The organism is Microbacterium sp. Root180 (genome assembly GCF_001428485.1).
GTDB lineage: Bacteria > Actinomycetota > Actinomycetes > Actinomycetales > Microbacteriaceae > Microbacterium.
Map to the genome: position 1 here is coordinate 1,112,737 of NZ_LMHS01000003.1, position 19,557 is coordinate 1,132,293.

Annotated in this window: 16 protein-coding genes; 5 read left to right on the forward strand and 11 right to left on the reverse strand. The window is 69.3% G+C overall.

Translation table 11 applies throughout. From position 1 onward, the window contains the following. Positions 1-3: 3 nt before the first annotated feature. The 4 genes from ASD93_RS12695 to ASD93_RS12710 form a co-directional block, all read right to left on the reverse strand. Complete coding sequence (locus ASD93_RS12695; protein ID WP_056123141.1) at positions 4-1,641, reverse strand: fucose isomerase; 1,638 nt, start codon at positions 1,639-1,641, stop codon at positions 4-6. Next, entirely contained in the window at positions 1,638-4,196 is a 2,559-nt protein-coding gene (locus tag ASD93_RS12700; RefSeq protein WP_056123143.1) for a GH116 family glycosyl-hydrolase, read from the reverse strand. The genes ASD93_RS12695 and ASD93_RS12700 overlap by 4 nt, the downstream gene beginning before the upstream one ends. Next, positions 4,193-5,713, reverse strand: coding sequence for an FGGY-family carbohydrate kinase (locus ASD93_RS12705; RefSeq protein WP_056123145.1), 1,521 nt, complete (start codon positions 5,711-5,713; stop codon positions 4,193-4,195). The genes ASD93_RS12700 and ASD93_RS12705 overlap by 4 nt, the downstream gene beginning before the upstream one ends. Before the next feature lie 116 nt (positions 5,714-5,829). Then, entirely contained in the window at positions 5,830-6,819 is a 990-nt protein-coding gene (locus ASD93_RS12710; RefSeq protein ID WP_056123148.1) for a LacI family DNA-binding transcriptional regulator, read from the reverse strand. Positions 6,820-6,941: 122 nt separating this feature from the next. On the opposite strand from ASD93_RS12710, the gene ASD93_RS12715 reads away from it, so the two are divergent. From ASD93_RS12715 to ASD93_RS12735, 5 genes are all read left to right on the forward strand, one after another. Further along, the gene (locus tag ASD93_RS12715; protein ID WP_200950680.1) at positions 6,942-8,084 is read left to right on the forward strand and encodes a glycoside hydrolase family 172 protein; all 1,143 of its coding nucleotides are present in this window, start codon (positions 6,942-6,944) and stop codon (positions 8,082-8,084) included. A gap of 3 nt (positions 8,085-8,087) precedes the next feature. After that, positions 8,088-9,284 carry a DUF4185 domain-containing protein gene (locus ASD93_RS12720; RefSeq protein ID WP_082569315.1) on the forward strand — a complete coding sequence of 399 codons (1,197 nt, stop codon included), beginning with the start codon at positions 8,088-8,090 and terminating at the stop codon, positions 9,282-9,284. Positions 9,285-9,377: 93 nt separating this feature from the next. Continuing rightward, positions 9,378-10,910, forward strand: a complete 1,533-nt coding sequence (locus tag ASD93_RS12725; protein ID WP_056123155.1) for a DUF4185 domain-containing protein — start codon at positions 9,378-9,380, stop codon at positions 10,908-10,910. Between the two features lie 53 nt (positions 10,911-10,963). Further along, positions 10,964-11,440 (forward strand): hypothetical protein, encoded by a 477-nt coding sequence (locus tag ASD93_RS16000; protein WP_056123159.1) that lies wholly within the window; start codon positions 10,964-10,966, stop codon positions 11,438-11,440. Beyond that, positions 11,437-12,561: a Gfo/Idh/MocA family protein gene (locus ASD93_RS12735; protein WP_056123161.1), complete on the forward strand. Its 1,125-nt coding sequence runs from the start codon at positions 11,437-11,439 to the stop codon at positions 12,559-12,561. Before ASD93_RS16000 ends, ASD93_RS12735 begins: the two co-directional genes overlap by 4 nt. A gap of 17 nt (positions 12,562-12,578) precedes the next feature. On the opposite strand, the gene ASD93_RS12740 is transcribed toward ASD93_RS12735, so the two are convergent. The 7 genes from ASD93_RS12740 to ASD93_RS12770 form a co-directional block, all read right to left on the reverse strand. Continuing rightward, positions 12,579-13,400, reverse strand: a complete 822-nt coding sequence (locus ASD93_RS12740; RefSeq protein ID WP_056123164.1) for a carbohydrate ABC transporter permease — start codon at positions 13,398-13,400, stop codon at positions 12,579-12,581. A 20-nt stretch (positions 13,401-13,420) separates the two neighbouring features. Next, entirely contained in the window at positions 13,421-14,419 is a 999-nt protein-coding gene (locus tag ASD93_RS12745) for a carbohydrate ABC transporter permease (protein ID WP_056123167.1), read from the reverse strand. Between the two features lie 73 nt (positions 14,420-14,492). After that, a complete protein-coding gene (locus ASD93_RS12750; protein WP_056123171.1) occupies positions 14,493-15,830 on the reverse strand; it encodes an ABC transporter substrate-binding protein in 1,338 nt (445 codons plus the stop codon). 311 nt (positions 15,831-16,141) lie between these two features. Next, positions 16,142-17,308, reverse strand: coding sequence for a DUF4185 domain-containing protein (locus tag ASD93_RS12755; protein WP_056123173.1), 1,167 nt, complete (start codon positions 17,306-17,308; stop codon positions 16,142-16,144). 160 nt (positions 17,309-17,468) lie between these two features. Further along, a complete protein-coding gene (locus ASD93_RS12760) occupies positions 17,469-17,873 on the reverse strand; it encodes an MmcQ/YjbR family DNA-binding protein (protein ID WP_056123176.1) in 405 nt (134 codons plus the stop codon). A gap of 77 nt (positions 17,874-17,950) precedes the next feature. Continuing rightward, positions 17,951-18,436, reverse strand: coding sequence for a heat shock protein transcriptional repressor HspR (locus tag ASD93_RS12765; RefSeq protein WP_056123178.1), 486 nt, complete (start codon positions 18,434-18,436; stop codon positions 17,951-17,953). 107 nt (positions 18,437-18,543) lie between these two features. Further along, the gene (locus tag ASD93_RS12770) at positions 18,544-19,542 is read right to left on the reverse strand and encodes a DnaJ C-terminal domain-containing protein (protein WP_056123181.1); all 999 of its coding nucleotides are present in this window, start codon (positions 19,540-19,542) and stop codon (positions 18,544-18,546) included. Positions 19,543-19,557: the final 15 nt, after the last annotated feature.

Consider the following 19,557-nt stretch of genomic DNA (forward strand, 5'->3'; position numbering starts at 1 on the left):
CCGTCAGAGACCCTGGACGCGGCCGACGAGGTTGACCTTGATGCCGATGCGGTCGAACATCGCCGCCTTGGCAAGGAGTGCCTTATCGGCGGTCTCGGCGTCGGGCGCGTAGACCAGCTGCGCGTGGTTCGCCTTGTGCCGGGCCATGAACTGGTCGCGCGACACGTCGTGCAGCACCACGTGGGCGATCGGCCATTCGGGGTTGGTCGCGTCCTTGCGGCGCTGGGTCTCCGCGGCCGGAAGCTCTACGACCGTGCCCCGGAAGATGTCGGCCTGCAGGATCCCGTCGGCGATGAACACGCGCGACAGCACGATCTCTCCCGGCTTCGAGACGCCGTTGATCGTCGAGCCGCCCGCCGGGAAGAACACGTGTCCCTGCCGCCAGCCCTCGGCCTTGTCCCACCCGCCGAGGTGCGACGCGGGCACCGAGCCCGAGATCTCGTACACCCACACGAACTGGCCATCGTGCTCCTCGCCCCAGCGCACGTCGTGCAGGGTGTTGTCGGGCACGAGTCCCATCGCCGTCCACACGCGGTCGGTCACGAGGGCGTCCACCGCGACTCCCTCGTCGGCCTCGTTGAAGTGCGGGAACGCCCGCCCCGCGAACAGCTCGCGCGCGCCGTCGCGCGAGAGCACCGGCGGCCGCTCCGTGGAATTCAGGATGCCTTCGGCGAGGTCGGACGCGGGGACGAGGTCCTTGAGGCCCTGCTGGTACTGGATGCCCACGGCGTCCAGTCCGAAGTCGTCGGCGATGCGCAGCGCCGCGATGTACATCTTCAGCTGCCACTGCACCTGGCCGCGGGTGAGCTCGGTGGCCTCGTCCTCGCCGTACTTGAAGGTCATGCCGCGATCGGTCAGCCACGCGTACGCGGCGTCGGCCTCGGCATCCGTCACGTTCAGCATCTCGGCATAGAGCGCGGACTGCGACAGGCGCTCCTTGTAGATGCCGGTCCGGTTGAGCAGCTCGTCGTCGAAGATCGCGTTGTACATGCCCATGCAGCCCTCGTCGAACACGCCGATGATCGCCTTGTCCGCCAGGAGCTCATCGCCCAGTGCGCGACCGAGCTCGACCTCGGGGTTGTCGGGCAGGGACGGAAGCGGCCGCACGTGAGACGCGTCGTGCGAGATTCGGCCGGTCTGCGTCCACTCCTTCAAGCCGTCCCGGAACCAGTCGTCGGTGAAGTCGACCGACCAGATCGTGGCGTACTCCTTGCCCATCTTCGTCATGCCCGCGTTGAGCCCGAGCAGGCCGACCAGGCCGGGCCAGTCGCCGGCGAAGTTCGCCACGGTGAGGATCGGGCCCTCGTGGGTGCGCAGTCCCGCGAGCACGTGGTGGGAGTACTGCCACACGGCCTCGGCCACGATGAGCGGCGCGTCGACGGGGATCGTCTTGAAGACCTCGAGGCCCATGCGCTGGCTGGAGATGAAGCCATGCCCCGTCTCGGGGTCGACGCCGTTGGCGCGCACGACCTCCCAGCCGAGCTCGTCGAGCACGCGCGTGACAGCCGCCTCGAGCTCGACCTGCGTCGGCCATCCCGCCGCGTTCGCGGACTCGCGCAGGTCACCCGACGCGATGAGATAGGCGGTGTTCGCGGGGGCCGCGGTGCGACGCCTGGCGGTGGGAAGGGTGTAGCCGGTCATGGGATCTCCTGTTGTGCTGGGTCGGGGACGCTCGCGGCGGAGCGTACGGTGGCGCTCTGCCCTGCTGTCAGGTGAAGGGGGGCGGGAATGTCGAGCGCGCTGCCGCGCAGCACGAGGGCGTCGAGCGTCAGCGTGCCGCCGTCGACGCGGAGGGTGATTTCGTCGCCGTCCACCTCGACGCGCCCCCACGCGTCGCCCGCGGTGAACAGCGCGCGCAAGGGCGTGTGGCCGACCGGATCGAACGAGAGCGTTCGAGACGGGGCATCCCACTGCGCGCCGCTGTAGGCCAGCAGCAGCGCCCATGAGGCGAGCGAGCGGGCGTAGTGGTTGCCGCATTCGATCTCGTTCCAGGGGTTGCGGGTCTCGCCGTCGTAGCGGGCGCGCAGGGTGCGCTCCACGAGCAGCGCCTCGTCGGCCAGGCCCGCATAGACGAGGGATGCCGCGACCTGGTGCTCGATGCCCGTCCACACTTCGTCGGAATAGACGAAGGGGATCGCCGGACGTCCGCCGCGCGGCCACGACGCGAGCAGCAGGCCTCCCTCGCCGTTCAGCGCGTACACCCTCTGCGTGCTCTCGTGCGTGGTCAGGTCGGTCCGGTGGTTGTGGGTGACGATCGCCGAGAGTGCGCTGCGCAGGCGCTCGCGCGGCAGCAGGTCGCCGAGACCGTTGACCCACGCGTGGAACTGGCCGAGCAGCTGGTCCGACAGCACGCCCTCGCCGTACTGGTAGCGGTGAGCGTCGACGTCGTCGATCACCTGGCGGTAGTACTCGCCGTTCCACAGCACGTCATCCATGCCGCGCGCCGTGCGCTCAGCGCGGTCGAGCCACTGCGCCGCCCGCGCGTTCTCGCCCAGATGCGCGGCCATGCGCGCGCCGGCGCGCAGCGCGGCGGCGAACACGCCGTTCGCGAGCGGGTCGATGCCGTGGAACTCGATGTCGTAGGTGTTGTGCAGCTCGCCGTCGAGCAGGCCGTCGCCGTCGCGGTCCCAGTCGCGGATCGCGTGCTCGAGGGTGCGCACCGCCGCCGGCCACAGCTCACGAAGGAAGTCGTCATCGCCCGAGAACCGCCACTCGCGGTACAGGCGGACAAAGGTGCCGAGCTGGCCGTCCACCGCGGGGCCCATGAACCACGAGGCACCCCCGAAGACCCGGTTGCTGCGGAATTTCTGGGCGCCGTCGCCGTCGGTCTCGAGCAGGAACTCGACGCGACGCGCGCTGCGCTCGAGCGACGGGAACAGCCACGCGACGGTCTGGGCGTACGACCACACGTGCGTGCACGTGCCCTCGCACGAGCCGCCGTGGTCGAACGACCCCTCCCATGCGGCGAACACCGGGCCTTCGCCCAGCTCGGAGTTCGGCGATTCCACGACGAACGCCGTGGTCGAGCGCACCGCGGCGACGTTGGCGCCGACGGCGTCGGCCACGACCGGGTCGAGCGATCCGCCGTAGAGCGCCTCGACGAATGCGCCGGTGGCGGCTTCGAGGGTCGGCAGCTCGCGATGGAGATGGGATGCCGCCGCCCACGCGTCGGGCCACAGGGTCGCGTAGTGATTGCGGACGGCCCCTTCGTCGGCCCGCTCGTCGGCCACGATGTGTCCGCGCCACGAGCGATGCCGGTTCGGGAAGCTCCATGCCAGCACGAACTCGAAGTCGCGGCTCTCGCCCGGGGCGAGCTGGTGCACGATCCCGAGAGAACCGGTGCGCAGGCGCGGGAGCCTCTCGAAGAGCTCCTCCTCGCTCATGGCGCCGCCGCCGTCCGAATCGGCGAACAGCCCGCGCGGGCGGTCCTCGAGAGTGAGGCGGGGCTCGGGGTCGAGCAGGCCGTCGTCGGCGAGATCGTTCCAGAACAGCCGCGGACCGTCGGGCCAGAAGCCGGTGACCCACTGGGGCTTGGCCGTGGTCGAGGCATCCGTCGTGGTGAGGCTCAGCGTGCCGTAGCCCAGGTCGTCCTCGGGAAGGCCGATGCCGAAGTCGAGCCCGCGCACGGCTCCGTCCTCGCGCCAGCGCACCGTCTGCTGCGCCCGCATGCCGAACGGGCCGTCGCCGCGACCGGCCGTGTGGCTCACGGAACCGGCGACGGTCACGCGCACGCCCCGGTCGCCGGGGTTGGTCACCCGGTACCGCAGGACGGCCGCCGGGATGCCGGAGGCATCGGGGTCCAGCGGTACCAGCGGGGTGAATGCGCGGAGCGAGACATCGACCGGCAGCACGTCGTCGTCGAAGTCGATGTCGACGACGGGGTACTCACCGTGCATCGTCGCGCCCCGGAGGCGCGGGAGCCCGGCCTGCCGCTCGAACGGGAACCCGGCGTCGAGATCGCGGCGGCCGGTGATCTGCGCCTCGAGCACGCGCGTCACCGGCTCCTCCCCCTCAGGCGCCGCGTGGATGGCGAAGAACGAGTACGGGTTCGCGCGGCCCTTGTCGGGAAGATTCTCGAGCTCCCAGTCGCGCAGCTCCCCGCGCGCGCCCAGCGACACGTTGCCCGTGCCGATGCCGCCGAGCGGGAACGCGGCGCGCTCGGCGGTGTGCGGGATGCCGCGGGCACGGCGGCTCATGCGCGCACCTCTTGCGGCTCGTGCTCACGCTGCCCCGCGGCGAGGTCGTGGACGAGGCCCCGCGTCGATGCGTAGAGGTCGAGATAGCGCTCGAACAGCTCGTCGTACAACGGCGCGAGCGCGCGGTCGGGGGAGACGCGCGCGGTCATGGGGTTCCACTCCTCGATGCGCGGCTTCTGCGAGCTGACAGCGGCGGCGGCGAGGAACGCCGCGCCGTAACTCGCGCCGATCGTGGTGGCGGGCACCTCCTGCACGAGGCCGGTCACGTCCGAGACGATCTGCAGCCACAGCGCCCCCTGGGTGCCGCCCCCCACGGCGACGATGCGCCGGATGTCGGCGCCCGCGGCGCGCATGGTCTCGACGTTGTGCCGCACGCCCATCGCGGTGGCCTCGAGCGCTGCGCGGTAGAGGTCGCCGCGGCCGTGGCCGAGGGTGAGGCCCGCGATCACGCCGCGCGCGTCGGGGTCGAGGATCGGCGTGCGCTCCCCCGCGAAGTACGGCAGCATCACGAGGCCGCGCGCGCCGGGTTCGGAGGCTTCCGCCTCGGCCAGGAGCGTGGGATAGCCCGCGCCGGTGAGGTCCTTCAGCCAGGCGGTGAGGGCGCCGGACGTCGCCAGTCCGCCGGCGAGATTGCGCGTACCGGGGAAGGCTCCGACCGTCGTCCACATCGACGGCGTGCGCAGCGTCTCGGTGCCCGTCGCGACGAGGAACATGGTCGTGCCGTACATGAGCATGAGGTCGCCCGGCTCGTGCGCGCCCACGCTGACCGCCTCGGTCCACGCGTCGATCGTGCCGGCGATGACCGGGGTTCCCGCCGGGATGCCGGTCTCAGCAGCCGCGGCATCCGTCACCGTTCCTGCGATGTCGCCCGCCCACAGCAGCGCGGGAGCCTCGATGCCCGGCGCGAAGCGCCGCCACCACGGGTCGTGCCAGGCCGCCGCGTCGACGTCGTAGAGCGGCGAGGTCTGGCTGGCGGACTGGTGGTCGAGGACGTAGGCGCCGGTGAGCCGCCGGGCGAGCCAGGATGCGGGCATGAAGAGCCGGCGAGCGCGGGCGTACGCCTCGGGCTCCTCGTCGGCGATCCACGCGATCTTGGGGCCGGCCGCCTGCGACGAGAGGTGCGAGCCGCCGATGCGCACGATCTCCGCCGTCCCGAGCTCCTCGGTCAGGCGCTCGACCTGAGCGGCGGCCCGGGTGTCGACGCCGTAGAGGATCGCGGCCCGCACGGGCTCGTCGTTCTCGTCCGTCAGCAGCACGCAGGGGCCCATGCCGCTCACGCCGACCGCGACGACCTCGGGCTCGAGTCCGTCGCTGCGGGCCGAGACGAGCATCTCGGTCGCGAGAGCGACGAACTCGCTCCACCACACGTGCGCGTCCATCTCCACCCAGCCCGCCCGAGGACGCGAGACGTCGTGCGCGAGCGTCGCCGTGGCGACGATGCGCCCGCCCTCGTCGACGAGGACGCCCTTGCTGCTCGAGGTGCCGATGTCGACACCGAGCGTGCACTGAAGGGGCATCGCATCCTCCTTGATCGCGACGGTGGGCGGTGTAGCGCGTTCACTCTAGACGAAATCGATTTCATGATCAACCGCGTGAAATCGATCACGGCGTGAAACCGGGCGTGCGCGGGAGGTCAGCCGCCGGCGCCGCTGCGGGCGGGCTGCACCTCGTTGCGCAGCACCACCGTCCGCGACGGCTGGTCGTCGCCGTTGATGCGTTCGAGGAGCATCTTCGCCGCCGTGACCCCCATGTGCCGGGCCGGGAGCCGCACGACGGTCACGGCACTGGGCGAGAGTGTCGTGAAGGGCAACGAGCCGACGACGGCCACCCCGATCTTGGGTGGGGTCAGGCCATGCTCGGTGAGCACCTGGATCGCACCGACCCCCAGCAGGTTGTTGCCCGCGACGACGGCGTCCGGCGGGTGGGGAAGGGCCAGGAGCTCCTCCATCGCCTCGCGCCCGCCGTCGACGCGGAAGGTCGAATGGCGCAGCAGCTCCTCGGCGTCGCTGTCGGGGAAGTGGCGCGCGAGCACGGCGCGCCAGCCCTGCGCGCGCTCGTAGGCCGTCTCGATCTGCTGCGGTCCGGTGATGCACGCGATGCGCCGGTATCCCGCCTGCACCAGGTTCTCGGTCGCCGCTTGGCCCGCCATGCGATTGGCCATCACGACGCCGTCGATGTCGTAGCCGGTGCCGCGGTCCACGGCGACCACCGGCCGGCCGGTCGCGATGACGTCGTCGAGATTGGTGTGATCGGATGCTGCGGCGAGGATCACGCCGGCCATCTGCTCCGACATCGCGATCTGGAGGTAGGTGGCCTCCTTCTCGATCTGCCCATCGGTGTTGCAGAGCACGACGGAGTATCCGGCCTGGGACGCGACATCCTCGACGCCGCGTGCCATCTCCGTGAAGTAGGGGTTCTCGATGTCGGGAATCACCAGCGCGATCACCTCGGATGCCTGGCGGCGCAGCGAGCGCGCCATGCGATTCGGCGTGAAGTTGAGCTGGCGCGCGGCATCGCGCACGGCGACCGTCTTCTCGTCGGACACGCCGATGCCGTTGAAGACCCGCGACACGGTCGCCGGGGACACTCCTGCGAGCTTCGCGACCTCATAGATCGTGGCCATGCGTCCTCGCCCACCCCGCGCCGGTCCGCGTTGACATTGCCGGTGCGCCAACAATACAGTGTTGAAATCGATTCCAGAAGCTCGCTGATATTCGGCGCGCCGACACGAGGATGTGCCGAACGATGAACGCACCACAGCTCCCCTCCCCCGACCTCTCGTCGATCGCCGGAATGCGGCGCCTGCAGACGCGGTCGATCTCGCCGGAGAACTTCGACGGCGCGGTCGGCGGAGGCGGTCGGGCCACCGATGGCACCGGCGCCTCCTGCGCCCGCGACCTCGGTCCCGGCTGGAAGATCTCGCCGAGCGTCGACATCAAGGCGGGCGAGACGTTCGACCTCGCGAACATCGAGGGTGCCGGCAAGATCACCCACATCTGGATCACGACGCACACCGACAACTGGCGCACGCTGCTCCTGCGGGCCTACTGGGACGGTGCCGAGGAGCCCGCAGTCGAGGTGCCGTATGGAGACTTCTTCTGCAACGGCTGGGGCGTGTTCGCGCAGGTCAACTCGCAGCCCATCGCCGCGAACCCTCACGGCGGCTTCAACTCGTACTGGCCGATGCCGTTCCGCGACGGCGCCCGGCTCACGATCGAGAACACGTCCGTCGTCGACGTGCGCGTCTATTACCAGATCACCTATGAGATCGGCGGGGACTACTCGAACGACGGGTACTTCCACGCCCAGTGGCGTCGCTCCCACCCGCTCGAGGAGCTCGTACCGCACACGATCCTCGAGGGAATCGAGGGCCAGGGTCAGTACGTCGGCACCTATCTCGCGTGGGGCGTGAACTCCAACGGGTGGTGGGGCGAGGGCGAGATCAAGTTCTACCTCGACGACGACACCGACTACCCCACGATCTGCGGCACCGGAACCGAGGACTACTTCGGCGGCGCCTGGAACTTCGACATCCCCGGCAAGGGCTATACGGAGTTCTCGACGCCCTACCTGGGGATGCCGCAGGTGATCCGTCCCGACGGCCTGTACGTCAGCCAGCAGCGATTCGGCATGTACCGCTGGCACCTGCTCGATCCGATCTTCTTCGCCACCGGCATCCCGAAGGTCGACATCCAGGCGCTCGGCTGGCGCAGCGGATGGCGCTACCTGCCGCTGCGTGACGACATCGCCTCGACCGCGCTCTTCTACCTGGACCGCCCGACGGCGCGGCGCCCGAAGACCCCGTCGGCCGACGATCTGGAGGTCCACCTAGGGACCGCCCCGGTCCCCGACATCGGCGCCATGCCCCCGCGGGCGCCGCAGGACTGACCGTTGCTCGCCCTCCCGCCTGCGAGACGGACGGCGGCCGCCGTGCTCGCGGCATCCGCTCTCGCGCTCGTCGCCTGCGCGGGGCCGAGCGTCCCGCCGGACGTCGACTTCGACGACCCGCTCCCCGGCGCCGCACTCGCCGCAGCCGTCGACGATGCCGTGACCGCGGTCGGAGTGTCCGACGGCGATCTGTGGCCGAGCTGCTGGTCCGACGACGACGCGCTGTACGCCGCGAACGGCGACGGGGCGGGGTTCGGCAACGAATTCTTCGACATCGCGGTCAACCGCATCACCGGGTCGCCGACGGCCGAGGACGGCCTCGAGGGCGAGGTGCTCGCGGGCGGCGACGCGATCGGACAGGTGTGGTCTGGCGAGGGATTCACCCGCAAGCCGACCGGGATGCTGTGCACCGGCGGGTCGCTATACCTCGCCGTGCAGGACCTCCGGCTCGACTTCAACGAGGCCCCCGCCGCGACGATCGCCCGCAGCGACGACCACGGCGCGACCTGGACATGGGACACCTCGGCGCCGATGTTCGACGACGGCGTGTTCACGACCGTGTGGTTCGCCGACTACGGCAAAGAGGGCGAGCACGCGCCCGATCCGGGCTACGCCTACGCGTACGGCCTGGACGGCAACTGGCGAGACTCCTTCGATGACTCCGCACCCGATCCCACCGAGCTGTTCCTCGCGCGGGTGCCCGTGGACTCGGTTCAGGATGCTTCGACCTGGGAGTTCTACGCGGGGGAGCCCGGCGACGCCGAGCCGACGTGGACCGGCGACATCTCGGCGAAGCGTCCCGTGCTCGTCGACGAGCGCGTCGTGCATCCGGGCGACGGGGCCGGCGAGGACGGGCAGACCGTCGGCGCGCAGAACCTGACCGTGATCTCCCAGGGCGGGGTGACCTACCTGCCGAAGCTCGACCGGTACGTCTACACCTCGTGGACCGAGCTCACGTTCGAGTTCTACGAGTCGCCGACTCCGTGGGGCCCGTGGACCCTCTTCCTGTCCGAGGACTTCGGCCCGTACCCATGGACAGACGAGCGCTTCGGCGGCTACGGCACGACGATCCCGTCGAAGTTCCTCTCGGACGACAACCGCTCGATGTGGGTGCAGTCCAACGTCTGCCCGTGCGCGCCGGCGGGCATGTCGTCCTACTGGTTCGGGCTGCGCCCCCTCTATCTCGCGCCGGTGGACTGATGCCGGCATCCCGCCCCTCGCAACCGCGGAACCCGACCGCACCCCGATGACGCGCCCGCCGAACGAGCGGGCTCGAACGAAGGAGAGAGTGCAATGACGCCTCTGAAGAGGATCACGGCCGCCGCCGCGGCCACCGGCCTCGCGGTCGCCGGAACGCTCGGGCTCGGTGCCGTGCCCGCGTTCGCCGGGGACGGCCCGACGCCGGTCACGGTCGTCGAGAAGCTGACCGGTCCCGACGCCCCCAACAACACGTGGGGCCGATGGGACATCAAGGCGACCGACCTCGGCATCATGTGGGACGACGGTGACGGCCGTGTGCTGACGGCGTTCGGCGACACATTCGGCAACGCCTGGACCGGCCCCGGCGGCGGTGCGCCGCCCAACGGCAACTGGCGCAGCAACGTCCTGGTGCGCTCGAGTGACACGAACCTGGCCGACGGCATGCTCTTCGAGAGCGCCGCGCAGTCGCCGCAGGGGATCGCGAAGGAGATCATCCCGTCCAAGAAGGTCAACGGCGACGAGATGACGACGATCCCGACCGCCGGCATCTCGGTGGGCGACCGTCAGTACCTGGGATTCATGTCGGTCAGGCAGTGGGGCGAGCCCGGCTACTGGGACACGAACTACGCCGGCCTGGCCTACTCCGACGACGACGGCGAGAACTGGACCGTCTCACCCGTGAAGTGGGAGAACGACGCCGACGGCGAGAACCCGTTCCAGATGCAGGCGTTCGTGAAGAAGGGCAACGACGTCTTCGTGTTCGGCACGCCCAACGGCCGGCACGGCGCCGTGCACGTGGCGAAGGTGCCCGCCAAGAAGATGCTCGACGAGTCCGCCTACCGGTACTGGGACGGCAAGCGCTGGTCGAAGGACGAAGGGGCGGCCGCACCGGTCATCGAGGCGCCGGCGAGCGAGCTGTCGGTCTTCTACGACTCCTTCAGCAAGCGGTACCTGCTGATGACCCTGTCGGGGCCTGACATCGTGATGCGCACCGCGACCTCGCCGACGGGACCCTGGACGGATCCCCAGCTGGTGGCCAGCTCGGCCGACTACCCCGGGCTGTACGGCGGGTACTTCCACCCGTGGAGCGAGGACGGCGAGCTCTATTTCGCGATGTCGCAGTGGAGCCCGTACAACACGTATCTGATGCGGATGCAGATCGACCGCACGGGCACGATCGTGAACCCGAACCTCGTGGCGAACGCGAGCTTCGAGCGCGGCACCACCATGGGCGACGGCACGAACGGCACGTGGGGGTGCAACCCCAACTGCGGCATCGACACCGCGCCGCCTCAGTCGTTCACGGGTGACCGCAACGCCTTCGTCCGCTTCAACAGCGGGTGGCGCAACATCTGGCAGGACGTCGACGTGAAGCCCGGAACCAGTTACCGGCTCACCGGCTTCGTGCGCACGTCCGTCAACAGCGACAACGGATACTTCGGCGCCCGCACGCTGGGCGGCACCGTGATCGGCGAGGCCCACTTCGTCTCGGTCGGCGCGTGGACGAAGTTCACCGTCGACTTCGACAGCGGCGCGAACGAGACCGTGCAGGTGTTCGCCGGCGTGTGGACCAACAGCGGCGACATCTGGCTGCAGCTGGACGACGTCGCCGTCATCCAGCGCTGACCCCCGCCGGGGTCGCCGTCACGGCGGCGGCCCCGGCGTATTCCGGAGGAAGCATGAACCCGCGGAGCTGGCCGATCGTCGATGGGGCGCCGGTGAATCCGGATGCGTGGCCTCTGGTGTCGCGGACGAGCGACGGACGCACCGAGGTGCTCAACGACGGACGGCGCGACCTGGTCGAGGACTCCGGTCGCGGCCCCGGCGGGTCCGCGGAAGTATGGGGCTACGAGTGGCCGGCGCCGCGCTGGTTCGATCGCGTCGTGTACGTCCCGGGCCGCCAGGACTCGCTCGGCGGATGGTTCGCCGACGGTCCCCGCGTCGAGGTGCGCGTGGACGGCGCGTGGCGGGAGGTCGGGGCATCCCTCGCCCCCGCGTACCCGAACGACCACACCGCGCTCGAGGCCGACGAGTACGTGTTCGACTTCACAGCGGTGTGCGCGGACGGGGTGCGGATCACCGGCACCGCCGGCGGACCGTTCCGCTACACCTCCATCGCGGAGCTCGAGGTCTGGCACCGGGGGGCCGCGGGATGATCGACCTCCTCGTCGTCGGCGCGGGGTTCGGCCGCGACTTCCTCCACCTCTACCAGCTGCACCCGGGCGTCGGCGCCGTCGGACTCGTCGAGCCCGACGCCGGGCGCCTGTCCGAGGCGGTGGACGCCTACGGGCTCGACGGCGGATACGCCACGCTGGACGAAGCGCTGAGATCCGGCCGGTGGGACGCCGTGCACCTGCTGTCGCCGGTGCGCTTCCACGTCGCGCAGACGCTGGCCGTGCTGGCGTCGGGACGCTCGTGCGCGAGCGCCGTGCCGATGGCGACCTCGCTCGACGACATCGAACGGGTGATGGATGCCGCGGCCGCGGCATCCGGTCGCTACATGATGATGGAGACCGCGCTCTACCAGCGCGAGTACCTGCACGCCGTGCGTCTGCGCGACACGGGAGCGCTCGGCAGGCTGACGTACCTGCGCGGTTCGCACATGCAGGATCTCGACGGCTTCCCGCCCTACTGGATGGGGTACGCGCCGATGCAGTACGCGACGCACATCGTCGCGCCGCTGCTGGGTCTCGCCGAGGCACGCGCCGCGTCCGTGGTGTGCTTCGGATCGGGAGAGCTGCTCCCTGCGCACCGGGGCGACGGGAGCAATCCCTTCCCGCTCGAATCCGCGCTCTTCCGGCTCGACACCCCCGCTCCCCTCACCGCCCAGGTGACGCTGTCGTTCTTCGAGAACGCGCGGTCGTACACCGAGGGGTTCGACGTCTACGGCGATCTCGGAGCGATCGAGTGGCCGTCCGTCGAGGGCGCGGCATCCGTCGTCCATCTCGCCGGACCGCAGGACGGCGCGCACCGCGGGCGGCCGATCGAGCGGCGCGAGGTCGAGGTGCCCGATCGTGCCGAGGTCCTGCCCGGTCCGCTGCGTCCGTACACGCGTCCCGGTCGCTACCGGCCGCCGGGCGGCAGGCCCGCGCTCGAGGTGCACGCGTGGCACGGCGGCTCGCATCCTCACCTCGTGCACGAGTTCATCTCGGCCGTCGTCGCGGACCGCGAACCCGCCGTGGGACCGGCGCGGGCGGCCGCGATCACCGCCCCCGGGATCGTCGCCCATGAGTCCGCGCTGCAGGGCGGCCGGATGCTCGACGTCCCCCGCTACTGACGCCGAGGCTCCCCCGCCTACTTCATGCCCGCGAGGCGCACCCCGTTGACGATGTAGCGCTGGAAGATGAGCACGAGGAGGATCGTCGGCAGCGCGGCGAGCGCCGACCCGGCCATCAGCAGGCCCCATTCGTTTCCGCGGTCGGAGCGGAAGTTCGCGAGGTACTGCATGATCTGCTGCAGACCGGGGTCCTGGATCGTGAGGATCGGCCAGACATAGGCGTTCCAGTAGGCGAGGAACGAGCCGACCCCGACGACCACGAACGGTCCCTGCGACTGCGGGAGGAAGATCGTCCAGAAGATCTTCCAGCGGCTCGCGCCGTCGATGAGCGCCGCCTCCTCGATCGCGACGGGGGTGTTCAGGTAGAACTGCCGGATGAAGAACATCTGGGCGGCCGAGGCGATGCCGGGGATGATCAGCACCGCGAGGGTGTTCAGCATGCCCAGGTTCGACACGACGACGAACGACGTGAGCAGGATCGCCATGCCCGGCACGAACATCGGCGTGATGCAGTAGGCCCACCACAGCCTCTTGCCGCGGAAGTCCAGCCGCGCGAACGCGTAGGCGGCGAACGAGTTCACCGTGAGGCTCAGCACCGTGAAGATCAGGGCGCCGATGAACGTGATGAACATCGCCTGCAGGAAGGCGGGGTCGTTCAGGATCTGCGCGTAGTTCTCCCAGATCCAGATGTCGGGGAAGAACTGGAAGGGCGTGCGCAGCACTTCGTTCTTGCCCTTGAAGCCCGCGATGATCATCCACGCGAGCGGAAGCATCGTGCTGACCACGATCAGGGCGCCGAGGCCCCACTTGACGGCACGACTGCCGATCGACTCTCTCATGACTCCGGTTCCTGGTCTTTCTAGCCGTCGATCGCCTTGTCGGAGTTGATGAGCCTGAAGATCAGCACGCTCACCGTCCCGAGGACGAAGAAGAGGATCAGCGCGGCGGTGAGCGAGAAGCTCGTCGCGTAGGGCGTCGGATCCTTGAAGGTGTTGAAGATGAAGAGGTTGGGCGTCATCGTCGCGTTCGTCGGACCGCCGCCCGTCATGATGAGCGGCAGTTCGAACTGCTGGAGAGCGCCGATGGTGGAGGTGACGAGCAGGAAGACGATCACGTTCTTCATGAGGGGGATGGTGATGTAGAACGTGCGCTGGAAGAAGTTGGCGCCCTCGAGCTGCGCAGCCTCGTAGTAGCTCTCCGGGATGTCGTACATCCCCGCCAGCATGATGAGCGTGGTGACGCCGAAGGCGAGCCAGATGCCCGGAATCGAGATCGCGGGCAGGGCGAGGTTGGGGTCGGACAGGAACGCGTACGGTCCGAGACCCACGAAGCTCAGGAGCCAGTTCACGATGCCGCCGTCCGAGCGGTACATGAACACGAAGATGATCGAGGCGACGACGGCCGACACCACGGTCGGGATGTACACGGTGGTCTTGAGCAGACCGGCCAGCCTGATCCCGCACGTGCGGATCAGGCTCGCGATGAGGAACGCCATGATCAGCATGGCCGGCACGACGTAGAGGGCGTACTGCGCGCCGATCCAAATCGAGTGCCAGAACTTCGGGTCCTCGAGAACGTAGCGGTAGAACTGCAGGCCGACGAAGACGGGGTCGGCGTAGAAGCTGATCTCGAAGGTCGACAGGTAGAAGGAGTACGCCAGCGGCCAGAAGACGAAGATGCCCAGGAGGATCACCATCGGCGCGATCATCAGATACGCCGTGCGGTTGTCCATCAGATGCTTGGCGACACGCACGCGCTCTTTGCGACCGCGACGACCCTTTTTCGTCTCGGGCTCGCTCTGAAGAGCGAGGTCCGCGACCTGGCTCAGGTGCGCCGTGTTCTGCGGCGACATGGTCATGGGGATCTCCTTCGGCGTGTGCGGTGACAGAGTACGTCGGGTGGGCGCCGCAGCGGCGCCCACCCGACGCGGCTCACTCGCCGGTGCCCATACCTGCGAGCTTCTGCTTCTCGATGATGTCGGTGATCGCCGCCTGAGCCTCGTCGAACGAGGCCTCGATGTCACCACCGCGCATGGCCTTCTCGAGTGCGGTCGCGAACGCGAGGCTCACGTCCCACGGGTAGGCCGGCTCGCCCTTGGCGTGCGCGACGATCTGCTCGGAGATGATCGCCATATAAGGGTTCTCCGCGGCTTCGGGGTCCGCGGCGAGCGCTTCGTCGACACTGGTCGTCGCCGCGTACTTCGAGAAACCACTCGCAGCGAAGAACTCGACGAGGTTCTCGGGATTGTCGGCGAGCATGTACGAGACGAAGTCGGCCGCCTGCTGCTGGACCTTGGACTTCGAGTCGACCGTCAGCGTCCATCCGCCGAGCGTCGCGGTCGGCTTGGTGGCGTCGCCGTCCGACGACGGGAACGGCGCCACCGCGAAGTTCTCCTGCGTCGTGGTCCAGTCGGGGTTGCCGGCGATCTGGCCGAGCGCCCACGATCCGCAGGCGCTCATCGCGACAGTGCCTTCGCCGAAGAAGGAGCAGTCCGCGTAGCCGTACGTCGCCTCCTGCGGCATGAGCTTGTCCATGTAGAGCGTCTGGTAGAGGCTCGCGAGCTTCTCGTAGTTCGGGTCGGTCGCATGCGCCTCGGACCAGTCGCCGCGCAGGGGCAGCGCGCCGGCCGTGTTCCACTGGCCACCCCACGAGGACCAGCCGAGGTCGGGAGCAGTCTGCGCGACGTTCATGCCGTACACGCCATCCTTGGTGAGGGCGCGTGCGTCCTCGATGAGCTCTTCGTACGTCGTGGGCGGCGCGTCGATGCCGGCCGCTTCGAACAGGTCGGTGCGGTAGAACAGCACGGTCGAGGGCTCGACGAGCATCGGGTAGCCGTAGACGCCCTCGTCGACCGTCACGAAGTCGGCGACGTTCTCCTTGATGTCGGCGATCGCCTGGTCGTCCATCAGCGTGGTCAGGTCGGCGAGCTGGCCGTTGGCCTGCATCGGCTTGATGTTTCCGTAGTTCGTCGTCTTGACGTCGGGAGCCTTGCCGGCGGCCTGCGCGGCCTTGAGCTTCTGGTCCCAGGTGTCCGCCGGAACGACGGTGTACTCGATCTCGATCTCGTCCTGCGACTCGTTGAAGTCGGCGACCTGCTGCTTGAACCAGGCCTGCTGGTAGTCCTCGAACTTCTGCTGCCAGAAGATCACCTTGGCCTTGCCGTCCTCGGTCGTCGGCGTGCCGCCGCTGCCGGCGCAACCGGCGAGCAATGCGCCCGCCGAAGCGGCCGCCACGACGGCGAGCACCAGCCTGCTGTTTCTCTTGTGCATTGGTCCCTCCTCAGGAACTCGGCTCTTCGGTGAGCCGACGCTGTGGCCGGTCAGGAAGCCCGGTCGTGACGTCGATCGGCGCTTCGCGGCGGCGCCGCGGATCGTCACTGATCTCGTCTGGTGGCGAGATTATGCGAAATCGATTTCAAGTGCAAGAGCGGTTCACTCCCGTTCGCGTGCTGCCCGAGGCCACCGCAGGCGTCGGAAGGCCTGAAATCAGACCTGAATCCTCGTGCGGCAGCGCTGCAACGCCGCGGAACGCGGCTGTGGTGCTCTGTATCGATTTCACAACGACGCCCGTCTCCGCCCGGTCACGAGACCTTGTCGAGGTCCGCCGAGAACCAGAACACGTTGTACGGATCCCAGAGCGACATCGAGAAGTAGATGCGCTTGCCGTCGTCGGCGACATAGCGCGGGCTCATATACGGGGAGTACAACCCAGGGTAATCGGCGCTCGAGACGAGCTCGATCGGGTCGCCCCACGGTCCCCACGGAGTGATGCCCTCGCGGATGTAGGCGTTGCCCCCGTCGGAGTAGGTCATGACCCATCGCTCGAGATACGTGGACCACATCACCGACAGCTCGCCGATCGTGCCGTCCACGACGAGCTCCGCGGCATCCATATCCGACTCCCAGATCGGATCCGCCGAGTCATCGGTGCCGGCGAAGTACGTGTACGCGTCGGCATCCTCGACCGCGTCCTCGGTGGCGGGGACCCGCATCAGCGCGACGCCGCCGAAACGCCCGGCCGGGATCGTCCAGAAGTAGAGGTACTCCGTGCCCTCTTCCGTGACGTGGACGGGCGCGACCTGGATGAAGTTCGAGTCGCCCGGCCACTGCGGGCTGTCCAGGGCCGTCCAGGTCTCCCCCTGATCGGTCGACTTCGCCAGGCCCGCGTAGTTCGCATCCCATGCGCCCGGCTCGCCCCAGAACTTCACCGACATGTACGAGATGTACAGCGTCTCGCCGATCGCGAAGCCGTGGGTCGGGATCTTCGTGACCTCGCCCTCCCCGTTGTTCGCGTCGTGGTCGCCTTCGACGAGCGCCTCGGCCCAGCCGATGTCATCGGCAGGCGCCCAGCCGTCGAAGGTGATGCCGTCGGACGGGTCGTCGTCGGTCGTCCATGCTGAGACGTTGGACCGCCAGATGCCACCCTGCCCTCCGATGGAGTCGGGGTCGCGCTCCCCGAAGGTGTCCCCGAAGAAGAAGTAGGTGCGATCGCCGATCGTCGTCATCGAGCCGAGGTCGGTGCCGGCGACGGCAGCACTCTCGGTGTCGTTGATCGCGTCGGGTCCCGTGAGCTGTGCGATCTCGGTCAGTCCACTCACCCCTTCGAGGACGAAGGGCTTGTCCTGGTCGGTGCCGATCGGCACGGCGCCGGTGCCCGATGCCCCGCAGCCGCTCGTCAGAGCGATGGCCAGGAGGGCGAACGCCGCAAGAGCGGTTCGGTGGAGCGGGCGCGCGTTGTGAGCAGACATGATCCTCCTCGATCGTCGCGAGTCACGATACGAGGAGACGGCCGAAATGCGAAATCGATTTCAGCGATTCTCGGGCACTATTCGAGAGCGGCGGCGATCTCGTCGGCGGTCGGCATCGACTCCGCTGCGCCGTGACGGGTGAGCGAGACGGATGCCGGCGTCAGGCGTGGGCGTCGAGCCAGTCACGAGCGACGCGCCGGGGCGCCCGCAGCAGCCACGCGTCGGTCACGACCTCGCGGAGCTGTGCGACCTCGATCCGGTCGAGTCGCACGAGCACGGCCGGGTAGCCGTCGAAGTGCGGGATGGTGAAGAACGCGTCGGGGAACGTCTCCAGGAGCGCCTCCTTCTCATCGAGCCCGTCGGTGCGCACGCCGACCACGACGCCGTCCGGCCACGACCGGCCGAGCTTCTCGAGGGCGACGAGGTCGGCCTTGCCCGGACCCCGCTCCCAGACGAACGCACCGGCGTCGGTGCGCCACGTCGCTCCGCCGCGGTGGCCGTCGACGCGCTCGTGCACTCCGGGCAGCGCCAGCGCGAGCTCCCTCACCTGGTCGAGCGTCGCCATGCGTTCATCGTGGCGCGGGGGCGCGACATCCGCCACCCCCGCAGGGAGATCACCGGACCGGCCGACGGGTCTGCGCGCTAAGGCTCCCGCGCGTCGCCGGGCGCGGCATCCGCTTCGCCTTCGCCCTGCTCGAGCTGGTGGCGCGGCCGCCAGACGACGAGCTCGGTGGCGCGGCGCACGCGCGTTCCGCTGCGCAGTGTCACGACGGCGCCGGTCGCGCCGGCCGCGAAGACGCGGGCGCCCGGGCGTCGCTCGAGCTCGATGCGGACGCGGTCCTCGAGGTCGCGGACGCGGCCGTGGAGCTCTCGGACGCGATCTTCGAGCTCGAGGATGCGGACGATCGCCGGAAGGCCGATGCCTTCGGCCGACATACGTGCCACTTCGCGCAGCTGCGCGACATGGCGCAGCGAGTACCGGCGGGAGCCGCCCGGCGTGCGGGCGGGCACGACCAGCCCGAGGCGGTCGTACTGGCGGAGCGTCTGCGGGTGCATGCCCGAGAGCTCGGCGGCGACGGCGATCGCGAAGATCGGCGCGTCGTCGTCGATGTCGTGCTGCTCTGCCATCACCGTCGCCCCCTCTCGTTCACGAGGTCAGGAGATCTGGCCGTGCACAGGACGATTCGCGAGGAATCGTCCTGTTCTCGCCGGATCTCCTGTTCTGGGGAAGCATGTCAGCCGCGCGCCTTGCTCATCAGGTCGGCGCGCGGGTTCTCCTTGGGTTCGAGCTCGTGATAGCGCTCGAGCGCCTCGCGGGCGGCGTCGTCGAGGTGCGACGGCACCGCCACCTGCACCTCGGCGAGGAGATCGCCGGTGCCCTTGGCGGTCGCGACACCGCGCCCCTTCACCCGCAGGACGCGGCCGGACGGGGTTCCCGGGGCGACGCGGAGCTTGACGGGCTCGCCGCCCAGCGTGGGCACCTCGATCGTCGCGCCGAGTGCCGCCTCGGTGAAGGTCACGGGCACGGTGACCCGCAGGTTCGGGCCGTCGCGCGTGAAGACGGGGTGCGGCCGTACCGCGACCTGTACGACGATGTCGCCCGTCTCGCCGCCGTCGGGCGACGGGCGCCCGCGGCCGCGCAGCCGGATCTTCTGCCCGTCGGACACGCCGGCAGGGATCTTCACCTTGAAGGGGCGGCCGTCTTCGCCCTGCAGGGAGATCGTCTCGCCCTTGGTCGCGGTGACGAAGTCGATCGTCGTGCGCGCGGTGACGTCCGCGCCCTTCGTGGGGCCGCCGTACCCGCGGTAGCCGCCGGTCGACTGACCGAACCGGCCGGTGCCGAACCCGCCCCCCTGCTGCTGGTTGAACATCGAGAAGATGTCGTCGAAGTCCTCCGACTGGTATCGCGTGCCACCGCCACGGCCCTGGTTGAACATGCTGAAGACGTCTTCGAAGCCGCCGTTGCCGGCTTGCCCGCCCGAGGTGAAGCGAGCGCCGGAGCCCATCGCCCGGATCTGGTCGTACTCCTTGCGCTGCTCGGCGTCGGAGAGCACCGAGTACGCCTCGCTGACCTCCTTGAACTTCGCCTCCGCGGCCGCATCGCCGGCGTTGGAGTCCGGGTGGTAGGTGCGCGCGAGCTTGCGGTAGGTCTTCTTGAGATCGGCGTCGGCGACGTCCTTGGGCACGCCGAGGATCTTGTAGAAGTCCTTGTCGAACCAGTCCTGACTGGCCATGGATGCTCCTCCCCG